An 18,488-nucleotide genomic window follows, 5' to 3' on the forward strand; every position below is an offset into this window, starting at 1 on the left:
TCAAGTTTTTAGATAACTCTTTAATTCAGCAAAATATATTAAATTAGAAAAGTAAAAATTAATAAAATGGCAAAGACAATATTAATTACAGGAAGCACAGATGGTATAGGAAAACTAACTGCAATAAAGTTAGCAAATGAAGGGCATACAGTATTGGTTCATGGGAGAAATTCAGAAAAATTAAAGTCAACAATTTCAGAAATAAAAGAAACAACCAACAATTCAAATATTGATGGTTTTGTAGCGGATTTATCCAATTTTGATGAGGTAAAACAATTAGCAATAGCTGTACAAGAAAAGATTTCAAAATTAGATGTTTTAATTAATAATGCCGGTGTTTATAAAAGTAATGCTGTTACCAACAAAAATGGTTTAGATATGCGTTATGCAGTTAACTACTTTGCACCATATTTATTAACTAATATGTTATTGCCTTTATTAAAAAACAGTGAAACACCAAGAGTTATTAGCTTAAGTTCTGCTGCACAAGCTCCAATAAAAGCGGATACTTTATTAGGTGAAACTAATGAAATAGATGGTGCAACGTATGCTCAAAGTAAATTAGCTTTATTAATGTGGAATTTTTATTTAGCAACTAAAGAGCCAAATATTGTTGTAATTCCTGTAAATCCAGGTTCGTTATTGGCTACAAAAATGGTAAAAGAAGCTTTCGGAAACTCGTGGTCATCAGCAGATAAAGGAGCAGATATTTTATATGATTTGGCTATTTCTGAAAACCATAAAAACAACTCAGGAAAGTATTTTGACAATGACAAAGGTTCCTATGCAAATGCACATCCTGATGCTTATAATGAAGCAAAAATTGAACAACTTATTGAGTTAACTGAAAAAGTTTTAGCTTAATAATTACAAATAGAAATTCGTCATCCTGAACTTGGTTCAGGATCTCATCAAAGCTTTCCATAATAAATATGGAACGTTAAATAAACACGTGTCATTCTGAGCGATAGCGAAGAATCTTATAATTCAACATTAGAGATTCTTCATTACGTTTCCCTTCATTCAGAATGACAATTAATAAAAACAGAAAAGAAAATGAATTACGAAGGAAAAGTATACAGACCTTGGATGGAAGCTAATAGCTTACTAATACAAGTATCTATAGGTTGTAGCAATAATAATTGCACATTTTGTGATATGTTCACAGATAAAAAATTTAGAAGAAGAAGTTTTGAAGATATATCTAAAGATATTGAAGAGGCAAGAAGAGTTTACCCTTCAGTAAAATCAATATTTTTAATAGATGGAAATGTAATGGTTTTAAAAACCGAATTTTTATTACAAGTTGTAACAAAAATTAAAGAAACATTTCCTGAATTAGAAAGATTGGCATTGTACAGCGAGTATAATGATTTTAGAAGAAAAACAGTGGATCAATTAAAACAACTAAAAGAAGCAGGTGTAGATATGGCTTATGTTGGGTTAGAATCTGGAAATTCAGTTGTTCTTGAAAACATAAAGAAAAAAATGACCTTTGAGCAAGCTGTTGAAGGAGCTGCAAAAGCAAAAGAAGCCGGAATTGAGGTTTTAGCTTCATTTATATTTGGTTTAGGTGGAAAATACCGTTCAAAAGAACATATTGAAGAAACCGTACGATTATTAAATATTATAAAACCTGAGCAAATTGCTCCAATGGCATTGGCAATTCAACCAGGAACAGAGTTGGAAAGAGAAGTAAATGCAGGAGAATTTGTACAAGCATCACCAATGCAAATATTAGAAGAAGAAAAATATTTACTTGAAAATATGGACTTTGAAACTTATTATTGGGGAGATCACGGAAACAATATTTCACCAATGCGAGGACCTTTTCCAAATGCAAAAGATGCTTTTATAAATGAAATTAATAAAGAAATAGAAACAAATCCTGTTACAAAGAATGAAATTTTAGAAACCAATCCTTGGTAGAAAATTTTAGAATAAAAAAGAGGTTCATTTCGAGCCTCTTTTTTGTCTTTGTCATCCTGAACCATAGTGAAGAATTTTACGTTTGAGAAGTCGAAAACCTTACTCAGAGTTATATTTCAAGTACTCGATAAGTGATACCTTCTTCTTTAATCGACAATGATTTACCATTGGTCGACACTTAAATTTCACTAATCTAATTTTAAGTTTTAGGCTATTATCTCGCCATATATTTGCAGTGTAAATAACAACAAAGTTAGACACTTATTTAACAAAATATATAAAACATTAAAAGCTTAAAATTATGAAAATTTCTAAATTACTAATCGCAGCAGTCTTATTTATCGCAACTTCAAATGCTTTTGCACAAGACACTGAAAAAGATGCACACTCATTAACAATTGGAATTCCACAAGTAGCATTATTAGATATCGAATCTACAGCAGCTAAAGCAATTTCATTAAAAGCAACTGCACCAACAGAAGCAGGTGAAAAAGTAGAATTCAACCAATCTAACAGTGATTTATGGTTAAACTACTCTTCAATAGTTGGTAACGAATCTTCAAGAGCAATTACGGTACAAATTACAGATGGTGATGTACCAAGCGGAATTGACTTAACAGTATCTGCAAACAAATACGAAGGTGACGGTGAAGGAACAATGGGAGAAATTGCTGAGAAAAGTATTGTTTTAAACAATAAAAAAGCAACAAACATTATTAAAGGAATAGGAAGTGCTTATACTGGAAATGGCGCTAAAAAAGGACATAACTTAACCTACAGAATAACTCAAAGCGATGATAAAGATGCGTATGCAAACTTAAACTTCGATGAGTCTACAACATTAACTATCACATATACATTATCTGATAACTAATAGAAAATAAATAAATTGAATTAATTGGTTTTAACAAAAGGGGAAAAAGCCGTTGCAACTGCAACGGCTTTTTGTATTTAATTACTGTTTTTAAAGAAGAAAAATAGACTTAAAGGATCTTGTTATAAACACTAGGTAGAATTCTTCGTTCTGGCTTAGAAATACAGCTTTAATTTCTTTATGCAAAGTCGAAAAATCTCAGACTCTAAAAGTGTCTAAACAATAGAAACAAGAATACTTTATTTATTCTAATTCTTTACATTCAAAACCTTTGGAGTTTAGCAATGCTTCAATTTCTGGGCTTATGTTATTTGAAGCTTCAACCCTTAAAATATTATCACAATCTTCAAAGTCAAAATCTACTGCATTTATAATGTGAAAGCTATCTAAAATTGCTCTTACATGAATTTCCATTTGATAGAAAATGTTTGTTTTAAAAACTAATACCATAATTTTATTTATTTGCTTGTCCACCATTTAGATGATGGATATTTTTCTTCAACAATTATAGCTTCTCCAATAATTGGTGTTGCCATTTTAACGTTTAATTCTTTTGCTTTATTGCTTGCTCTAACAATTGGATCTGTCCACTCGTGTAATGCTAATTTAAATGCTCCCCAATGAATAGGCATCATAGTTTTTGCTTGCACATCTACACTTGCTTGTACAGTTTCTTCCGGCATCATATGTATGTGCGCCCATTGTTCGTTGTACTGTCCACATTCCATCATTGCAAAATCAAACGGACCGTATTTTTCGCCAATTTTTTTAAAGTGTTTTCCGTAACCACTATCTCCACTAAAGAAAATTGAGTTGTTTTCAGATTTTAGCACCCAAGAACACCACAATGTATTATTTCTTGTAAAACCTCTTCCTGAAAAATGGCGTGCAGGTGTTGAAACAAATTCAATTCCGTTTATGCTAGATTTTTCCCACCAATCAAACTCTTTTATTTTTTCTGAAGGAACTCCCCATTCGGTTAAATGTGCTTTAATTCCTAATGGAACATAAAACTGTTTTACCTTGTTTTTTAATTGCTGAATAGAGCCATAATCCAAATGATCGTAATGATCGTGTGAGATTAAAACCAAATCAATTTCTGGCAAGTTTTCTATTGAAATAGGTAATTCTTTATTAAACCTAGGATTTCCTAAAAGAGGATGAGGAGCTGGAACATCACCTAACATTGGGTCTATAAAAATGTTTGTTCCTTCCATCTCAATAAACATTGCTGAATGTCCGAACCAAGTAATTCTTGGTTGATTTGGTTCATTTTCAAAATAGTCTTTTGTTAGTTTATTTTGAGGTAATTCTTCTGAAGGAACTTTGTTATCTCCATTGGTAAAAAACTTCGGAAAACTACTTAATTTCATTCCCGTAGTTGCCAAGGTTAATTCTGCATTTTTAAACGCACCTTCTCCATTATAGTTTGGTGAATTTTCAATTCTTACTAAACTTTCTTCGGAAGGTTTTCCTCCAAATTGCGGACTTGTATTCATAAATATTGCGCCTACAATTACTATTAATAGGATGATTCCTAAAATTCCGTACAACATTTTCTTTAATATTTTTAAAAGTGTTTTTATCATTTTTCTTGTTTATTCATCATTGCGAGGAAGTATGACGAAGCAATCTGTTTATCGATTGGCAGATTACTTCACTGCGTTCGTAATGACTAAATTTGTTTCTATTATGAGATTGCTTCACTATGTTCGCAATGACGTAGTTTATTCTCTTTTCTATAATTCTCTTTTTCCAGCTAACAAGTTAACTTCTGGATTTTCTAAAACTTTTAATTCTGAAGGAAACAAAACCGAATTTATCATTGCAACTCCAATTTGTTCACTTGTGGTTATAGATTTCATTTTCTTCATTAAAGGATATAAAGGTTTAAATAGTATTAATAGTATGTTTATCCAACCAGTTTTTGATTTGATACCTTTTGCTGGAATAATTCCTCCTAAACGAAACATATACGCATCTTTAAAACCTTTGTTTAACACCATATTTTCAGTTTTTCCTTTTACTCTTGCCCACATTACTTTTCCTTTTTCGGTAGAGTCGGTTCCTGTTCCTGAGACATAATTAAACACGCAATTTGGATTTACAGAAAAGATTGAATCTGCCAATTCTTTGGTTATGGAATAGGTGAATTTAGCATATTCCTCCTCATTTTTGCCAACCGAAGAAACTCCCATACAATGAAAACAAGCATCGTAATTTTTAAGATCGTTCTTTATAGACGAAATATTTAAAAAATCGTTACACAAAATTTCCTTTAACTTTGGATGTTCCATATTTAAAGAAGAACGGTTAATAACCAAAACTTGTTCAACTTTAGGGTGTTTTAAACATTCCATTAAAACGCCTTTTCCAACCATTCCTGTAGAACCTGTGATAATTACTTTCATATTTTTAAATTTTATTTAGCTGCTTTTTCCAACTGACTCATTACCAATTTATCAAACTGCTTATCACTCAACCATTTTTTTGCTGTTAAAGCAGCTTTAGCCATTTTTCCGACAGGATATCTTGTTTTTGGTTTTTTTGCATTTATTGAATGTGAAATTGCTTTGGCTGCTACTATAGGATTACTTCCTGGATCTTTTTCAAAAGTATTTTTAAGTCCTATTTCCATCACATCTTTTAATTCTTGATAAGCGCTGTTAGGAATATGTTCGATGACAGTATTTCCAGCCAATTCACTTTGCACATTACCAGGTTCAATAATAGCTACATTAATTCCAAATTGCTTCACTTCCATTCTTAATGCATCACTAAAAGCTTCTACAGCAAATTTTGTTACACCATACCAACCCATTAAAGGTGTAACAATTTTTCCTCCCATTGAACTTAAATTAACAATAGTTCCAGATTTTTGTTTTCTCATTATTGGAAGCACTGCTTTAGTCATTTCAGCTAAACCAAATAAGTTAACATCACATATATACTTTGCTTTTTCGTAGCTCACTTCTTCAATTGGAGCACAATGAGAAAAACCTGCATTATTTATTAAAGCATCAATTCTGCCTTCCTTTTTATAAATAGAAGCAACAACTTCTTTAATTTGTTTATGATTTGTTACATCTAACTTCATTGAATTTCCTCCTGCATTTTCAATATCCTGCATTTTTTCAAGTCTACGTGCTAAACCGTAAACCTTATGTCCTTCCTCTATTAAATAAAGAGCAGTTGCCTTTCCAATTCCTGAAGAAGCTCCTGTTACTATGATTATTTTTTTGTCCATTTTGTGTCTCTTTTCTCTTGTCTATATTCTATATTCACTTCAATAAACGCTACTTAACTTCCTGCATTTCTCTAACCTGTTTCAAAATCATTTTTTTTGGCATAAAAGGAATCATTTTCATCATTATACTTTGTGAAGTTGTTAATCCAGAAATCACATCAATTTTTCCTTTTAGCATTCCGTTGTAACCGTCTAAAGCCACCGAATGAGCAGTTACAGTTTTTTGAAACATTTCTGTTTTATCCATTCCCGAAGTTGAACCAAATTCGCTTTCGGTTGCTCCAGGCATAAGGTTGGTAACAGTAATATTTGTGTTGTGTAACTCTTCAGATAGTGCATTGCTAAAAAATGTTACATACGCTTTTGTTGCAAAGTAAACTGCTTGCAATGGACCAGGCATAAAGCTTGCCGTTGATGAGGTGTTTAGAATTTTACCGTTATTTCTTTTTACAAATTCAGGTAAAAATAAACGTGTTAAAATGGTAAGTGCTGTTATGTTTAAGTTTATCATTGAAACTTGACGTTCTAATGATAATTCATGAAACTTACCTAATGCACCAAAGCCAGCATTGTTAATTAAATATTCAATTTGAAATCCTTTTTGTTTAACTTCATTGTAAACTTCTTGTGGCGCTTTTAAATTACTTAAATCTTTGGCAATCACTTCAACATTTACGTTGAATTTTTGCTCTATTTCTTGTTTTAACTCGTTTAATTTATCTTCTCTACGAGCTACTAATATTAAATCGCCACCTTTTTTTGCGTGAATAATTGCTAATTCTTTTCCAATTCCGCTAGAGGCTCCTGTTATTAATGCTGCTTTATTCATTTTAACTAGTTTTTTTTGATTGAGTGTTCAATCAATATATTGTTTAAATTTTTTTAAGGTTTTAGATAGTTATAATACATTTCCCAAGCTTGTTCAATAAATACTTGATCTTGTCTTTTTTCTGGAAATTGAGTTAAATAGGTAACCATTGATGTTATTAAACCCATCATTGAAGCCATTAAAAATGTTAAATCAACATTCTTAATCAGCTCTTTATTAATATACTCTTGAATTAAAGTTCCAAACATTTCGTATTTGGCAATAATTTCTGGGTGATTTTTTACACGTTCCGATGCACTTGTATTATCAAACTGCATTAAAAACTTGTATTTTAATGAGTTATCTAACGCCCAATTCCAAGAATTTGACCAAAGTAAACGTAATTTTCCAAGATCTGAATTCACTTTTTCTAAATCGTGTAGAATATAACTTGTGTATTCTTTTTTTATAGAAACGTATAATTTATCAATTAAATCGTCCTTCGTTTTAAAGTAATGAAATAAAATACCAGCACTTACTCCTGCTTCTTTTGAAATTGCCGAAGTTGGTGTTGCGTGTAAACCTCTTTCTACAAAAAGTTTAGTGGCAGCTTCTAATAATAATTCTCTTTTATCCATTTCTTAATTGACTAATCACTCAACAAATGTAATGCAATATTTTTAATTGGCAAATAAATTTATAAAAACATTAAATATCTGTCATTCTGAACGAAAGCGAAAAATCTCACGTATTGATAAGTGCAAGATTCTTCATTTCACGTTGTTACTTTGAGAATGACATTTTATAAAAATCTAATAATTTTTCCCTTGCCAAAGATTCTTCTCAATTAGGTTTTTATCAATTTTTGCAACAATCTCAAAGTTTTTTAAACCTCCCCATTTTGGAGCAATTAGCAAATCTTTTGGAGCTTCACTAATAAAACGTTCTATAATAATATCAGGTCTAAGATGAGTTATAAATTCTGAAACAAAGTTTATATAATCTTCCGAAGTAAATAAATTAAATTTTTCTGGATTACGTTTGTATTGTACACTCATTACCGAATTTTTTACAATTTGTAAATGATGTAATTTTAGTGTGTTTATTGGTAGTTTTGATAAATTATAAGCGTGTTGTAGTAAGTCTTCTTTGTTTTCTCCAGGTAAGCCCAAAATTATATGCGCACCTAAATGAAATCCTTTGTTTCGGCATAATTCATAAGTTGCTTTGGTTTCTTTAAAAGTGTGGCAGCGGTTAACTTCTAAAAGTGTTTTTTCGTTGGTACTTTCTACTCCAAATTCTAATGAAATAAAGTAATCTTTAGAAAGTTCATCTAAATAATTAATAATATCTTCTGAAATGCAATCTGGACGAGTTCCAATTACTAAACCAACCACTTTTGAAACGCTTAACGCTTCCTCATACATTTTTTTTAAATCTTCAAAATCTCCATACGTGTTTGTATAGGCTTGAAAATAAGCTAAAAACTTATTGTTTTTTCCTTTTCTTGAAAAGAATTCTACACCTTCTTCTAACTGATGTTTTATGCTTTTTTGAGGCTCGCAATAATCTGGATTAAATGTATTGTTATTGCAATAAGTACAACCTCCAAAACCTTTACTTCCATCTCTATTTGGACACGTAAAACCAATATCTAAAGATATTTTTTGTACACGTTCACCAAAGTGTAATTTAATAAAAGAGCTATAATCTAGATATCGTTTTCCTGTAATTTTCATTAAAAATAGTTGTGTTGCAAAATTATGAATTGTTATTTTTACAGCAACCTATATGAAGAACTATTTAAAAATAAAGAGTCAATTATTAAAAGAGTGTTTACTTTTTGTTGAAAAAAAATGTGATACTATTTCTAAATCTATTGCTTCTAATAAATACGATTTGTTTTCTGAAACTAAAAGTTCTGCAGGAGATAAACACGAAACAGGTAGAGCTATGATTCAGTTAGAAATGGAAAAAGCGGGTCAGCAATTGAGTATTGTAAATGAAATGAACGAAATTTTACAAAAAATTGTTATTGAAGATTCTTCTGAAATTATAAAACTTGGAAGTCTTATTAAAACAACCAAAGGCACTTATTTTTTAGCGGTAAGCGTTGGGCAAGTTAAGGTTAAAAACAATACTTATTTTGTAGTTTCTTCAAAATCTCCAATAGGAAAACAATTACTTGGAAAACAAGTTGGAGCAATTATTCCTTTTAATAAAGCAGAGGTTTTGGAAGTATTTTAATAATAAATATTAATTTGTTATTCTGAACGATAGTGAGGAATCTCAAGCATTGTTGAGTTTTAAAGATTCTTAATTCCGTTAGCACTACATTCAGAATAACAAGTTTTAAGGTTGTTTTTACTGAAGAGTTAATTCGTTAGTATCAGTATGTTCAAATTCTTTTCCGTAGATATCTAAAAGGGTAGTTTCTTCATATTTTAACTTACCATTTTCAATTTCTATTTTTAGCTTGTAGTTTTTTGTTAAAGCTTTTTGTTTCATAAAAGGAGATTGAATAATACCCCAATCTTTATTGTCAATTCCTGCTTCAATTTCAAAAGATAGTTTTCCATTTTTAAAATTGTTTTCTGATAATTTTGTTCCAGCTAATAAACTTACAGCTCTTGGAATGTTTAAAGAATGCATAATAACATTGTTTTCAGCATCCCACATCCAATAACCTGTTTGATCGTGAAAAATATTATTATTAGATTTTCTTCTAACAAGTCTACGATAATGTAACGTTGATAGTTTTTGAGATTCAGCATTAGTTACGCTTGTATCTCCATCAGTTGTTATTGTTATTGTTTCATAGTATGGATTTTCTTCTATTCCATCAGATTCTGGTGAAACATCCATTCCTTTATCACCTTTCCAAACACCAATTAAATCTTTTAACGGTCCGTAATTTACTTCTACAATTGTATCTTCCATAAGAGAGTTTAAATTTGGTTCGAAATTAAGAAATGGAGGTTTCAATTAAAATGACTTTTATCAAGCCCTCTTTGTTTTAACTGTTTTTTACCAAATAGAAACAAAAAAACCACTCAATTTTGAGTGGTTTTTGTACTATTTAGGTGAGGTTAACCTTTAATTTTAGATTTGCTAGGTAATTCTTTATAACCCATATTGTACAATGTGAATCCGAAAATATCGGCATATTGCTCAATAGTTTTAGAAACTGGAGTTCCAGCTCCGTGACCAGCATTTGTTTCAATTCTAATTAATGTTGGATTGTTTCCAGCTTGTTTTGCTTGTAATTCAGCAGCATATTTAAATGAATGTGCAGGTACAACTCTATCATCGTGATCACCAGTAGTAACCATTGTTGCAGGGTATTGAACACCTTTTTTTACATTATGTACAGGCGAATAACCTTTTAAATATTCAAACATTTCTTTAGAATCTTCAGCAGTTCCATAATCGTAAGCCCAACCAGCACCAGCTGTAAATGTGTGGTAACGTAACATATCCATTACTCCAACAGCAGGTAAAGCTACTTTCATTAATTCTGGACGCTGTGTCATAGTTGCACCAACTAATAAACCTCCATTACTTCCTCCTCTAATTGCTAAATATTCAGAAGAAGTATATTTTTCAGCAATTAAGTATTCTGCAGCAGCAATAAAATCATCAAATACATTTTGTTTTTGCAATTTAGTTCCAGCATCGTGCCATTTTTTACCATATTCTCCACCACCACGTAAGTTAGGTACTGCGTAAATTCCTCCTTGCTCCATCCATACAGAATTTGCAATGCTAAAACTAGGAGTTAAACTAATATTAAAACCTCCATAAGCATATAAAATAGTTGGGTTTTTACCATTTAAAACAGTTCCTTTTTTATACGAAATAATCATAGGAACTTTTGTACCATCTTTTGAAGTATAAAATACTTGTTTAGATTCAAAATCTTCTGAGTTGAAATCAATTGCAGGTTTTTTATACAGTTCACTATCTCCAGTTTTTGGTTTAAATGAATAAATTGAACCTGGCGTTATGTAGTTTGTAAATGAATAGTAGATAGTTTCGGCATCCTTTTTACCACTAAATCCTCCAGCTGATCCAACACCTGGTAATTCAATATTTCTAACTAGTTTTCCATTAAAATCATATTGCATTACTTTAGAAACTGCATCTACCATATATTTTGCAAAAATATATCCACTTGCATCAGAAACGCTTAGTACATTTTCAGTTTCAGGAATTACATCTACCCAATTTTTTTTACTTGGATTTTTAACTGAAACTTTTACTACGCGTTTGTTTGGAGCATCAACATTTGTTGTCATGTAGAAATAACCATTTTTATGGTCAATTACATTAGTGTCATTATCAAACCCTAAAATAATAGGTTTAATTTGGCTATTTGGATTAGAAAGGTCTTTGTAATACAATTCGTTTCCTGAGGTTGATACCGATGCACTAATAATTAAATATTTTCCATCGTCAGTAACGCTACCACCAACATAACGCCTTTTATCTTTGTCTCCAAAAATAATAGGATCGTTGGCTTGTTTTGTTCCTAGTTTATGGTAAAATAAACGGTGTTGATCTGTTTTAGCAGAAAGCTCACTTCCTTCAGGTTTTTCGTAACTAGAATAGTAAATACCTTCGTTTTCTTTCCAAGATAAACCACTAAATTTTACATCAATTAAAGTATCTTCTTTAATTTCTTTTGAAATGGCATCCATAATAATAATTTTTCTCCAATCGCTTCCGCCTTCTGAAATTGAATATGCAACTGTATTTCCGTCTTTAGAAAAAGACATACCGCTTAAAGAAGTTGTTCCATCTTCAGAAAAAGTATTAGGGTCTAAAAATACTTCAGGTTTTTCATCACCTTTTGAACGATACAAAACATATTGGTTTTGAAGTCCGTTATTTTTATAGAAATAAGTATAGTCTCCTTCTTTAAAAGGCGAACCAATTTTTTCGTAATTCCATAATTTTTCTAAACGATTTTTTAATTCATCTCGGTAAGGAATATTAGATAAATAATCGAAAGTAACTTTGTTTTGTTCACCAACCCATAAGGCTGTTTCTTCGCTCATATCATCTTCTAGCCATCTGTATGGATCTTTTACATCTGTTCCAAAATAATTAGTAACAGTATCAACTTTTTTTGTTGTAGGATATTTCAAGTCAACAATTTTTTTTGAGTCAGAATTACATGCAACCATAAGAACTCCAACAAGTGTTAATAAAAATAAATTTTTCATTTTGATTGTTTTAAGTGTTTCAAAATTAACAAAAAAGAACAATTCTTCTAATGGAAGCAATATTTTTTTGTGAATCTTTAGTCAAAAACTAAAAGAATTGAGTTAAAATAAGATAAAATACGTAAAAAATTGTAACTTAATAGTTTGTAAGCACATGTAACTTGTGTTACTTAAAATGTGTAAGTTTTTATGTCACTTTGCCGTCTAACTTAGCGGTATAGAATTTGCTATACAAACTAAAATTAATATAAATAGAATGACAGAATTATTAACAAAAGAAACGTTTTTAGAAAAGGTTTTTAATTTCGAAAAAAATAAAGAGTGGAAGTTTGAAGGTGATTTACCTTGTGTAATTGATTTTTATGCAGACTGGTGTGGACCTTGTAAAGCTGTAGCACCTGTTTTAGAAGAGCTAGGAGAAGATTATAAAGGAAAAGTAAATATTTATAAAATTGATACTGAAGTTGAGCAAGAATTAGGCGCAGCTTTTGGAATTAGAAGTATTCCTTCAATTTTATTTGTGCCTAAAAATGGAGAACCACAAATGGCTCAAGGCGCCTTACCAAAGCACCAATTTGAAGAAATTATAAAAGATGTGTTAGGAGTGGATAAATAATATATAACCTCAGCCCAAAGATGAAAAAGCCGCACAATTTGTGCGGCTTTTTTGAGTATGGAATTAGCCCAATATATATTTTACTCAACTATTCCTAGATTTAAGAGTCTATCATAAACTAAATTACCAATTAATGATGATGATATTGAATTAAAGTGAATACCATCGCTACTTAATAGTTGGGGAGGACACTCACCATTTTGCATTGCAATAATATCTTCCTTTGTTGGTTTTAAGTTCGCGTCTTCTATTGCATTTGTAGATAAATACTCCCTTAAATTTATAAATCGAGCACCGAATTCTTTTATCATAAGGTTTTCAATCTGTTTCATATATTCTACAGAACTGTATTTATGCAGTCCAATAATAATATAATTTGAACAGCCACTAAATTCAACCATTTTTTTATATTGATTCACTAAATCTTTTGCATCCAAAAATCCACCATTTTGCCCAATAAAATATATATTAGCATATAGGTTTCTATATTTATTCATTGAAGAGGTAAATATTAAAGAATTTTCAGGAATTTTATGTTTTTTACCACAAGAACTTCTTTCCACGGTATATCTACCATTTAGATCGAAATGATTAGCCCCTGTCCATCTTAAAAGGCATTGAACACCATCAATAGTGCAATTATTAATAGTTGAAAACCCACCTTGAAGCAGTGGATAAACACGTTTGTCATTATAAATAGAATATAAGCCTGAGTCAGTTAAAGATCCAATATTAATAGGTTCTTTAGTTTCGGGTAGCTCTATTGAATTTTTTAAATACATTGGAATTCCTCCTTGTCTTGCGCCAATTGTTATTGAATTCTCTCCTCCAACACCACAGTTTATTACTTCGTAATTATTACCTAATAACTCTCTTAAATAAATAGGATAATTATTCCAAGCTGTTAAACTGTCTCCCCAACAAGCTATTCTTTTAAAATTTAAATCAACAGGAACTTCTATTATTGATCCATCATTAAAATAAAAAGAAAACATTAATTCGGAATAAGAAATACTTATGATTTCGGTTGAATCTTGCCCATCTTCTCCTAATGCTTTAACCCCGCTATCCTCTCCATTGATGATCCAATTACCACTTTCTCCAATTATAATATCCGGAGATTCACCAATTGATCCTTGGGCTTGGTTACCACTATCTTCTCCATTGATGATCCAATTACCATTTTCTCCAATAAAAATAACTGGAATTTCTCCATTTTTTATTGTTATTGATGAATCATCAGAGAAATAGATTTTGTATCCATTTTCAATATTCTCAATAAAATTAATGAAAAGGTTATCGCTTAATTTGTTTATTAGATTTCTATTCAGGTTAATTTCGTCTCTTAATTCATCTATTTCCTCTTCTAGTTTTTTGTTGCAAGAATTAAAAAATAATAAGCAAAAGCTTATAAATATGATTAGAATTTTTTTCATAATTTTTTAAGGCTAAAATACTCACAGTTTTTAATAATAAAACTGATAATTATCACACCTCTACGATTAAAACTTGTCTTTAAAAACTATACTTTACAAAAAAGCCGCACAATTTGTGCGGCTTTTTTGTAAAGTATAGTTAGTTGATTTTAATCAACAAATATAGAGGAAAATTATACTAGGTTTTGTTCTATTAAGTACTCTGCAATTTGAATTGTGTTTGTTGCTGCACCTTTACGTAGGTTATCTGCTACAATCCACATATTTAAAGTGTTTGGTTGAGATTCATCACGTCTTAAACGTCCAACAAAAACTTCATCTCTATTATGAGCGTGAATTGGCATTGGGTAAACGTTATTATCTAAATCGTCACTTACAATAACACCAGGCATATCGCTTAATAACTGACGTACTTCAGCTAAATCAAAATCATTTTCGAACTGAACATTCACAGCTTCAGAGTGTCCACCAGCAGTTGGAATACGAACAGCAGTTGCAGTTACAGAGAAAGAATCGTCACCTAAAATCTTTTTAGGTTCTTTTACTAATTTCATTTCTTCTTTCGTGTATCCGTTTTTTAAAAATACATCACAATGTGGAATTGCATTTCTGTAGATTGGGTAGTTATACGCCATATCTCCTTCAATTCCTTTTTCTTCGTTGTCTAATTGAGCAACAGCTTGTACACCTGTACCAGAAACAGATTGGTAAGTAGAAACAACTAAACGTTTCATATTGTATTTATTATGCAAAGGAGCTAATGCTAATACCATTTGAATAGTAGAACAGTTAGGGTTTGCAATAATTTTGTCTTCTTTTGTTAATTCGCTCCCGTTAATTTCAGGAACTACTAATTTTTTAGTTGGGTCCATTCTCCAAGCAGAAGAATTATCTACCACAGTACAACCAACTTCAGCAAATTTTGGAGCCCATTCTTCAGAAGTACTTCCACCAGCAGAAAATAAAGCAATGTCTGGTTTAGCATCTACAGCATCTTGTAAACCTATAACGGTATAAGTTTCGCCTTTATATTCCATTTGTTTACCCTTTGATCTTTCTGAGGCAACTAATAATAATTCAGTAATTGGAAAATTTCTTTCCGCTAAAACTTGTAACATTACGTTTCCTACCATACCGGTAGCGCCTACAACAGCTACTTTCATCTTTTATTTTATTTTAATTTTTAATAACACTACAAATTTTTAGAAAAAAACTGACTTGACCAATAGAAGTTATAGAAAATAACAAATAAAACTCATTTTGTTAAAATAAATTTAAATATTAAACATTTTGTTAAATAACAAAATTTAATAGTACTTATAATGGAATAGTTATTGATGCATAAAGGGGAAAACTTTATTATGAGAAAATTTCTACTATTATTAGGTTTATTATTTAATATTCAAACTTATTCGCAGTATGTTGAAGGTATTGTTTTAGATTCAAAAACTCATAAACCAATTGAAAATGTTTCAGTTTATATGGATGAAATTGATAGAGGAACAACCACAAATAGTAAAGGAGTTTTTTATTTAAAATTTCCTACTAAAATTATAAAATCTGGGGTATTAATATTTTCACATTTAAAATATAAAGAGCAAAAAGTAAATTTTACAAATAAAAAGAAAAATTATAAGGTGTATTTGGTTGAGGATGTAACTAATTTGCGAGAAGTTCAAATAACCAAAACATTAAAGAAAAATATAAGCTACAAAAAATTAGAGTCTATGAAAGACGGAAGGTATTTTTATGGGGCTGAGCTTGTGGATAATAAAATTTTTATTGTTGGAGGTGATGTTTCTTATGATTATAATGCGTTTAAGAAAGTATTGGAATATGAGCCGGAAGTTCTTTATGCAAAAATGATGGAGGGGAAAATTCGTAATTATACTAGCACTAATTATAAAGGTGATGTGAGAATATTTAATTTGAAAAACAATACTTGGGAAGCATCAAATTTAAAATTTAGAAAAAGAGCATATCATAATATTAATTATATAGATAATCAACTTTATATATTAGGCGGTAAGCGTTTATCAAAAAATAAAAGGAAGGAATATTTAGATGATAAAATTGAAGTTTTTAACTTAAAAAATAATTCTATTAAAGTTGATGGCACCAATCCACACCAAGCTGTTAATTTTGCTTCGTTTTCGGTTGACAATAAATTAGTGTTAATAGGCGGCTCTATAAAAAGAAACAGTCAAGGAATTAAAAAGTACATAAGTAAAGTTCATTCATTTGATACAAAAACAGGTTTGTGGTATAAAATTGGAGATATGCCAACTCCTAAAGAAACAAATGGTGTTGTTGTAGATGATAAAATTTATTTAATAGGAGGTTATAATAAAAAACCTTTAAGAGCTGTTGAAACTTTTGATTTAAAAACAGGAAAGTGGGAGCATGTTGGAGAACTAAATTTTAATTTTAATTCTGAAGGAATTACTTCAAACAATGAAACTATATTTTTATATAATAATGGGCAAATTTCTACTTTCAATACAAAAAGTAAAAAGTTAAAAACCTATAATATTGATCTTGCTGTTAAATCTGCAAAGCTTTTTTATGCAAATAATAAGTTATATATTTTAGGTGGCTATATCGAAAAAGAATACTCTATTTATCCGTCTAAAAGGTTTTACTGTGTTGATGTGGATGAGTTTCAAACAACTAGAGTTATAAAATCTAAAGTGTTGTAATTTTTAAATTAATTTTTTGGTTAAATATTTAATTTAATATTTGAAAACCCAAGTAATTCAGAATTAATCTAAATTACGTATTTTTGCAAAAAATTAAAGTATGACTACTACAGGAAAAATAGAATTAATGGCTCCTGCCGGAAATTTTGAATCAATGCAAGCTGCGTTAGATAACGGAGCAGATTCTATATATTTTGGTGTTGAGCAATTAAATATGAGAGCAAGAGCATCTATCAATTTTACGTTAGATGATTTACAAGAAATTTCCGACCGATGTAAAGCTAAAAACGTAAGAACATATCTTACTTTAAATACTATTGTATACGATCACGATTTAACCATTGTTAAAACCTTAATTCAAAAAGCAAAAGATGCAGATATTACTGCTGTAATAGCTATGGATCAAGCGGTAATTGCGACGGCTAAAGAAATAGGGATGGAAATTCATATTTCAACTCAAATAAATATTACCAATTTCGAAACGGCTAAGTTTTATGCCATGTTTGCAGATACTATGGTATTAAGTAGAGAGTTAAGTTTACGTCAGGTTAAAAAAATTACAGAGCAAATTGTAAAAGATGATGTTCGTGGACCTTCTGGAGAATTGGTTGAGATAGAAATATTTGGTCACGGAGCTTTATGTATGGCAGTTTCAGGGAAGTGCTATATGAGTTTGCATAACCACAATTCTTCAGCAAATAGAGGCGCTTGTAAGCAAAATTGTAGAAAAAAATATACAGTTATAGATCAAGAAACTGGTGTTGAAATGGAGTTGGATAATGAGTATATTATGTCTCCAAAAGATTTATGTACTATCGATTTTTTAAATGAAATTGTTGATGCTGGTGTAAAAGTATTAAAAATTGAAGGTAGAGGAAGGGCTCCAGAATATGTTGCTAGAGTAATTAAATGTTACCGAGATGCTATTGATAGTATTGATGAAGGAACATACACAAAAGAGAAAGTAATTGGTTGGATGCAAGAGCTTGAAAAAGTTTATAACAGAGGTTTTTGGAGTGGATATTATTTAGGTCAAAAATTAGGTGAATGGAGCAACGGTTCAGGAAGTCATGCAACGCAAAAGAAAGTGTATTTAGGTAAAGGAATGCATTATTTTCCGAAGGCAAATATTGGAGAATTTAAAATTGAAGCGTACGATATTTCAATTGGTGATACTATTTTAATTACTGGTCCTACTACTGGAGCACAAGAAATGGAAGTAAAGGAAATGTACGTGAATGATGAGAAAGGTGAAAAAGGTAGTAAAGGAGATTCAGTAACTATTCCATTAGAATTTAGAATAAGGCCTTCAGATAAATTATATAAAATTGTTGAAAATAAAGTAGAGGCATAAATGGTAATTATAACCTTACAAAGAGCCAAATGTATTGGCTGTAATTACTGTGTAGAGTTGGCTCCAAATCAGTTTCAAATGTCTAAAAAAGACGGAAAATCTGTATTGTTACACTCTAAAGAAAAAAAAGGCTTTTTCACAATAAAATCACCAGATGAAACTATTTTTAACGAAAGTATGAATGCTAAAGAAGCGTGCCCTGTTAAAATAATAGATGTAAAGCAGACTTAAATTTCATTTTTTAACGTTTTAATCTTCATAATTTAATTATATCTTTACAAATTAGTGAGGATTGTA

Annotated in this window: 19 protein-coding genes; 8 read left to right on the forward strand and 11 right to left on the reverse strand. The window is 30.3% G+C overall.

Annotation, left to right across the window (positions count from 1 at the left end; genetic code table 11):
• Window positions 1-66: 66 nt before the first annotated feature.
• The 3 genes from BLU40_RS00485 to BLU40_RS00495 all read left to right on the forward strand — a co-directional run bounded on the left by BLU40_RS00485 (window position 67) and on the right by BLU40_RS00495 (window position 2,803).
• On the forward strand, window positions 67-864 hold the full coding sequence (locus tag BLU40_RS00485; protein ID WP_090118617.1) for an SDR family NAD(P)-dependent oxidoreductase: 798 nt from the start codon (window positions 67-69) through the stop codon (window positions 862-864).
• Between the two features lie 192 nt (window positions 865-1,056).
• Window positions 1,057-1,929 carry a radical SAM protein gene (locus BLU40_RS00490; protein ID WP_090118620.1) on the forward strand — a complete coding sequence of 291 codons (873 nt, stop codon included), beginning with the start codon at window positions 1,057-1,059 and terminating at the stop codon, window positions 1,927-1,929.
• A 301-nt stretch (window positions 1,930-2,230) separates the two neighbouring features.
• Entirely contained in the window at window positions 2,231-2,803 is a 573-nt protein-coding gene (locus tag BLU40_RS00495; protein WP_090118622.1) for a hypothetical protein, read from the forward strand.
• Between the two features lie 243 nt (window positions 2,804-3,046).
• Here BLU40_RS00495 and BLU40_RS00500 read toward each other — a convergent pair whose 3' ends face one another.
• From BLU40_RS00500 to BLU40_RS00530, 7 genes are all read right to left on the reverse strand, one after another.
• Window positions 3,047-3,217 carry a hypothetical protein gene (locus BLU40_RS00500; protein ID WP_175454717.1) on the reverse strand — a complete coding sequence of 57 codons (171 nt, stop codon included), beginning with the start codon at window positions 3,215-3,217 and terminating at the stop codon, window positions 3,047-3,049.
• A gap of 44 nt (window positions 3,218-3,261) precedes the next feature.
• Window positions 3,262-4,392 (reverse strand): MBL fold metallo-hydrolase, encoded by a 1,131-nt coding sequence (locus BLU40_RS00505; protein WP_245729869.1) that lies wholly within the window; start codon window positions 4,390-4,392, stop codon window positions 3,262-3,264.
• Window positions 4,393-4,542: 150 nt separating this feature from the next.
• Complete coding sequence (locus BLU40_RS00510) at window positions 4,543-5,214, reverse strand: NAD-dependent epimerase/dehydratase family protein (protein WP_090118626.1); 672 nt, start codon at window positions 5,212-5,214, stop codon at window positions 4,543-4,545.
• An 11-nt stretch (window positions 5,215-5,225) separates the two neighbouring features.
• The gene (locus tag BLU40_RS00515) at window positions 5,226-6,050 is read right to left on the reverse strand and encodes an oxidoreductase (RefSeq protein WP_090118628.1); all 825 of its coding nucleotides are present in this window, start codon (window positions 6,048-6,050) and stop codon (window positions 5,226-5,228) included.
• Window positions 6,051-6,099: 49 nt separating this feature from the next.
• Complete coding sequence (locus BLU40_RS00520) at window positions 6,100-6,879, reverse strand: SDR family NAD(P)-dependent oxidoreductase (protein WP_090118629.1); 780 nt, start codon at window positions 6,877-6,879, stop codon at window positions 6,100-6,102.
• A 53-nt stretch (window positions 6,880-6,932) separates the two neighbouring features.
• Window positions 6,933-7,496 carry a TetR/AcrR family transcriptional regulator gene (locus BLU40_RS00525; protein WP_090118631.1) on the reverse strand — a complete coding sequence of 188 codons (564 nt, stop codon included), beginning with the start codon at window positions 7,494-7,496 and terminating at the stop codon, window positions 6,933-6,935.
• Between the two features lie 174 nt (window positions 7,497-7,670).
• Window positions 7,671-8,597, reverse strand: a complete 927-nt coding sequence (locus BLU40_RS00530) for a tRNA modification radical SAM protein MnmL/YtqA (protein WP_090118633.1) — start codon at window positions 8,595-8,597, stop codon at window positions 7,671-7,673.
• A gap of 52 nt (window positions 8,598-8,649) precedes the next feature.
• Between BLU40_RS00530 and BLU40_RS00535 the strand changes: the two genes are divergently transcribed.
• Entirely contained in the window at window positions 8,650-9,105 is a 456-nt protein-coding gene (locus BLU40_RS00535) for a 3-oxoacyl-ACP synthase (protein WP_090118634.1), read from the forward strand.
• 117 nt (window positions 9,106-9,222) lie between these two features.
• Here the strand turns inward: BLU40_RS00535 and BLU40_RS00540 are convergent, their stop codons facing one another.
• Both BLU40_RS00540 and BLU40_RS00545 read right to left on the reverse strand, forming a co-directional pair.
• Complete coding sequence (locus BLU40_RS00540; RefSeq protein WP_090118636.1) at window positions 9,223-9,798, reverse strand: heme-binding beta-barrel domain-containing protein; 576 nt, start codon at window positions 9,796-9,798, stop codon at window positions 9,223-9,225.
• A gap of 149 nt (window positions 9,799-9,947) precedes the next feature.
• On the reverse strand, window positions 9,948-12,086 hold the full coding sequence (locus BLU40_RS00545; protein ID WP_090118638.1) for a prolyl oligopeptidase family serine peptidase: 2,139 nt from the start codon (window positions 12,084-12,086) through the stop codon (window positions 9,948-9,950).
• A 256-nt stretch (window positions 12,087-12,342) separates the two neighbouring features.
• Between BLU40_RS00545 and trxA the strand changes: the two genes are divergently transcribed.
• Entirely contained in the window at window positions 12,343-12,702 is a 360-nt protein-coding gene (trxA, locus tag BLU40_RS00550) for a thioredoxin (protein WP_090118640.1), read from the forward strand.
• Window positions 12,703-12,782: 80 nt separating this feature from the next.
• On the opposite strand, the gene BLU40_RS00555 is transcribed toward trxA, so the two are convergent.
• Together BLU40_RS00555 and BLU40_RS00560 are read right to left on the reverse strand one after the other, a co-directional pair.
• Window positions 12,783-14,138 carry a PL29 family lyase N-terminal domain-containing protein gene (locus tag BLU40_RS00555; RefSeq protein WP_090118642.1) on the reverse strand — a complete coding sequence of 452 codons (1,356 nt, stop codon included), beginning with the start codon at window positions 14,136-14,138 and terminating at the stop codon, window positions 12,783-12,785.
• A gap of 173 nt (window positions 14,139-14,311) precedes the next feature.
• Entirely contained in the window at window positions 14,312-15,301 is a 990-nt protein-coding gene (locus tag BLU40_RS00560; RefSeq protein WP_090118644.1) for an aspartate-semialdehyde dehydrogenase, read from the reverse strand.
• A gap of 198 nt (window positions 15,302-15,499) precedes the next feature.
• On the opposite strand from BLU40_RS00560, the gene BLU40_RS00565 reads away from it, so the two are divergent.
• From BLU40_RS00565 to BLU40_RS00575, 3 genes are all read left to right on the forward strand, one after another.
• Window positions 15,500-16,837, forward strand: coding sequence for a Kelch repeat-containing protein (locus BLU40_RS00565; protein ID WP_175454718.1), 1,338 nt, complete (start codon window positions 15,500-15,502; stop codon window positions 16,835-16,837).
• A 100-nt stretch (window positions 16,838-16,937) separates the two neighbouring features.
• Window positions 16,938-18,191, forward strand: coding sequence for a peptidase U32 family protein (locus tag BLU40_RS00570; protein WP_090118647.1), 1,254 nt, complete (start codon window positions 16,938-16,940; stop codon window positions 18,189-18,191).
• On the forward strand, window positions 18,192-18,422 hold the full coding sequence (locus BLU40_RS00575) for a ferredoxin (protein ID WP_090118649.1): 231 nt from the start codon (window positions 18,192-18,194) through the stop codon (window positions 18,420-18,422).
• Window positions 18,423-18,488 lie beyond the last annotated feature (66 nt).

Origin of the sequence: Lutibacter oricola, from assembly GCF_900106565.1 — a bacterium.
GTDB classification, from domain to species: domain Bacteria; phylum Bacteroidota; class Bacteroidia; order Flavobacteriales; family Flavobacteriaceae; genus Lutibacter; species Lutibacter oricola.

Coding starts and splice junctions, on each gene's coding strand:
- BLU40_RS00485 (WP_090118617.1), top strand. CDS start 67: ATGGCAAAGACAATATTAATTACAGGAAGCACAGATGGTATAGGAAAA.
- BLU40_RS00490 (WP_090118620.1), top strand. CDS start 1,057: ATGAATTACGAAGGAAAAGTATACAGACCTTGGATGGAAGCTAATAGC.
- BLU40_RS00495 (WP_090118622.1), top strand. CDS start 2,231: ATGAAAATTTCTAAATTACTAATCGCAGCAGTCTTATTTATCGCAACT.
- BLU40_RS00500 (WP_175454717.1), bottom strand. CDS start 3,217: ATGGAAATTCATGTAAGAGCAATTTTAGATAGCTTTCACATTATAAAT.
- BLU40_RS00505 (WP_245729869.1), bottom strand. CDS start 4,392: ATGATAAAAACACTTTTAAAAATATTAAAGAAAATGTTGTACGGAATT.
- BLU40_RS00510 (WP_090118626.1), bottom strand. CDS start 5,214: ATGAAAGTAATTATCACAGGTTCTACAGGAATGGTTGGAAAAGGCGTT.
- BLU40_RS00515 (WP_090118628.1), bottom strand. CDS start 6,050: ATGGACAAAAAAATAATCATAGTAACAGGAGCTTCTTCAGGAATTGGA.
- BLU40_RS00520 (WP_090118629.1), bottom strand. CDS start 6,879: ATGAATAAAGCAGCATTAATAACAGGAGCCTCTAGCGGAATTGGAAAA.
- BLU40_RS00525 (WP_090118631.1), bottom strand. CDS start 7,496: ATGGATAAAAGAGAATTATTATTAGAAGCTGCCACTAAACTTTTTGTA.
- BLU40_RS00530 (WP_090118633.1), bottom strand. CDS start 8,597: ATGAAAATTACAGGAAAACGATATCTAGATTATAGCTCTTTTATTAAA.
- BLU40_RS00535 (WP_090118634.1), top strand. CDS start 8,650: ATGAAGAACTATTTAAAAATAAAGAGTCAATTATTAAAAGAGTGTTTA.
- BLU40_RS00540 (WP_090118636.1), bottom strand. CDS start 9,798: ATGGAAGATACAATTGTAGAAGTAAATTACGGACCGTTAAAAGATTTA.
- BLU40_RS00545 (WP_090118638.1), bottom strand. CDS start 12,086: ATGAAAAATTTATTTTTATTAACACTTGTTGGAGTTCTTATGGTTGCA.
- trxA (WP_090118640.1), top strand. CDS start 12,343: ATGACAGAATTATTAACAAAAGAAACGTTTTTAGAAAAGGTTTTTAAT.
- BLU40_RS00555 (WP_090118642.1), bottom strand. CDS start 14,138: ATGAAAAAAATTCTAATCATATTTATAAGCTTTTGCTTATTATTTTTT.
- BLU40_RS00560 (WP_090118644.1), bottom strand. CDS start 15,301: ATGAAAGTAGCTGTTGTAGGCGCTACCGGTATGGTAGGAAACGTAATG.
- BLU40_RS00565 (WP_175454718.1), top strand. CDS start 15,500: ATGAGAAAATTTCTACTATTATTAGGTTTATTATTTAATATTCAAACT.
- BLU40_RS00570 (WP_090118647.1), top strand. CDS start 16,938: ATGACTACTACAGGAAAAATAGAATTAATGGCTCCTGCCGGAAATTTT.
- BLU40_RS00575 (WP_090118649.1), top strand. CDS start 18,192: ATGGTAATTATAACCTTACAAAGAGCCAAATGTATTGGCTGTAATTAC.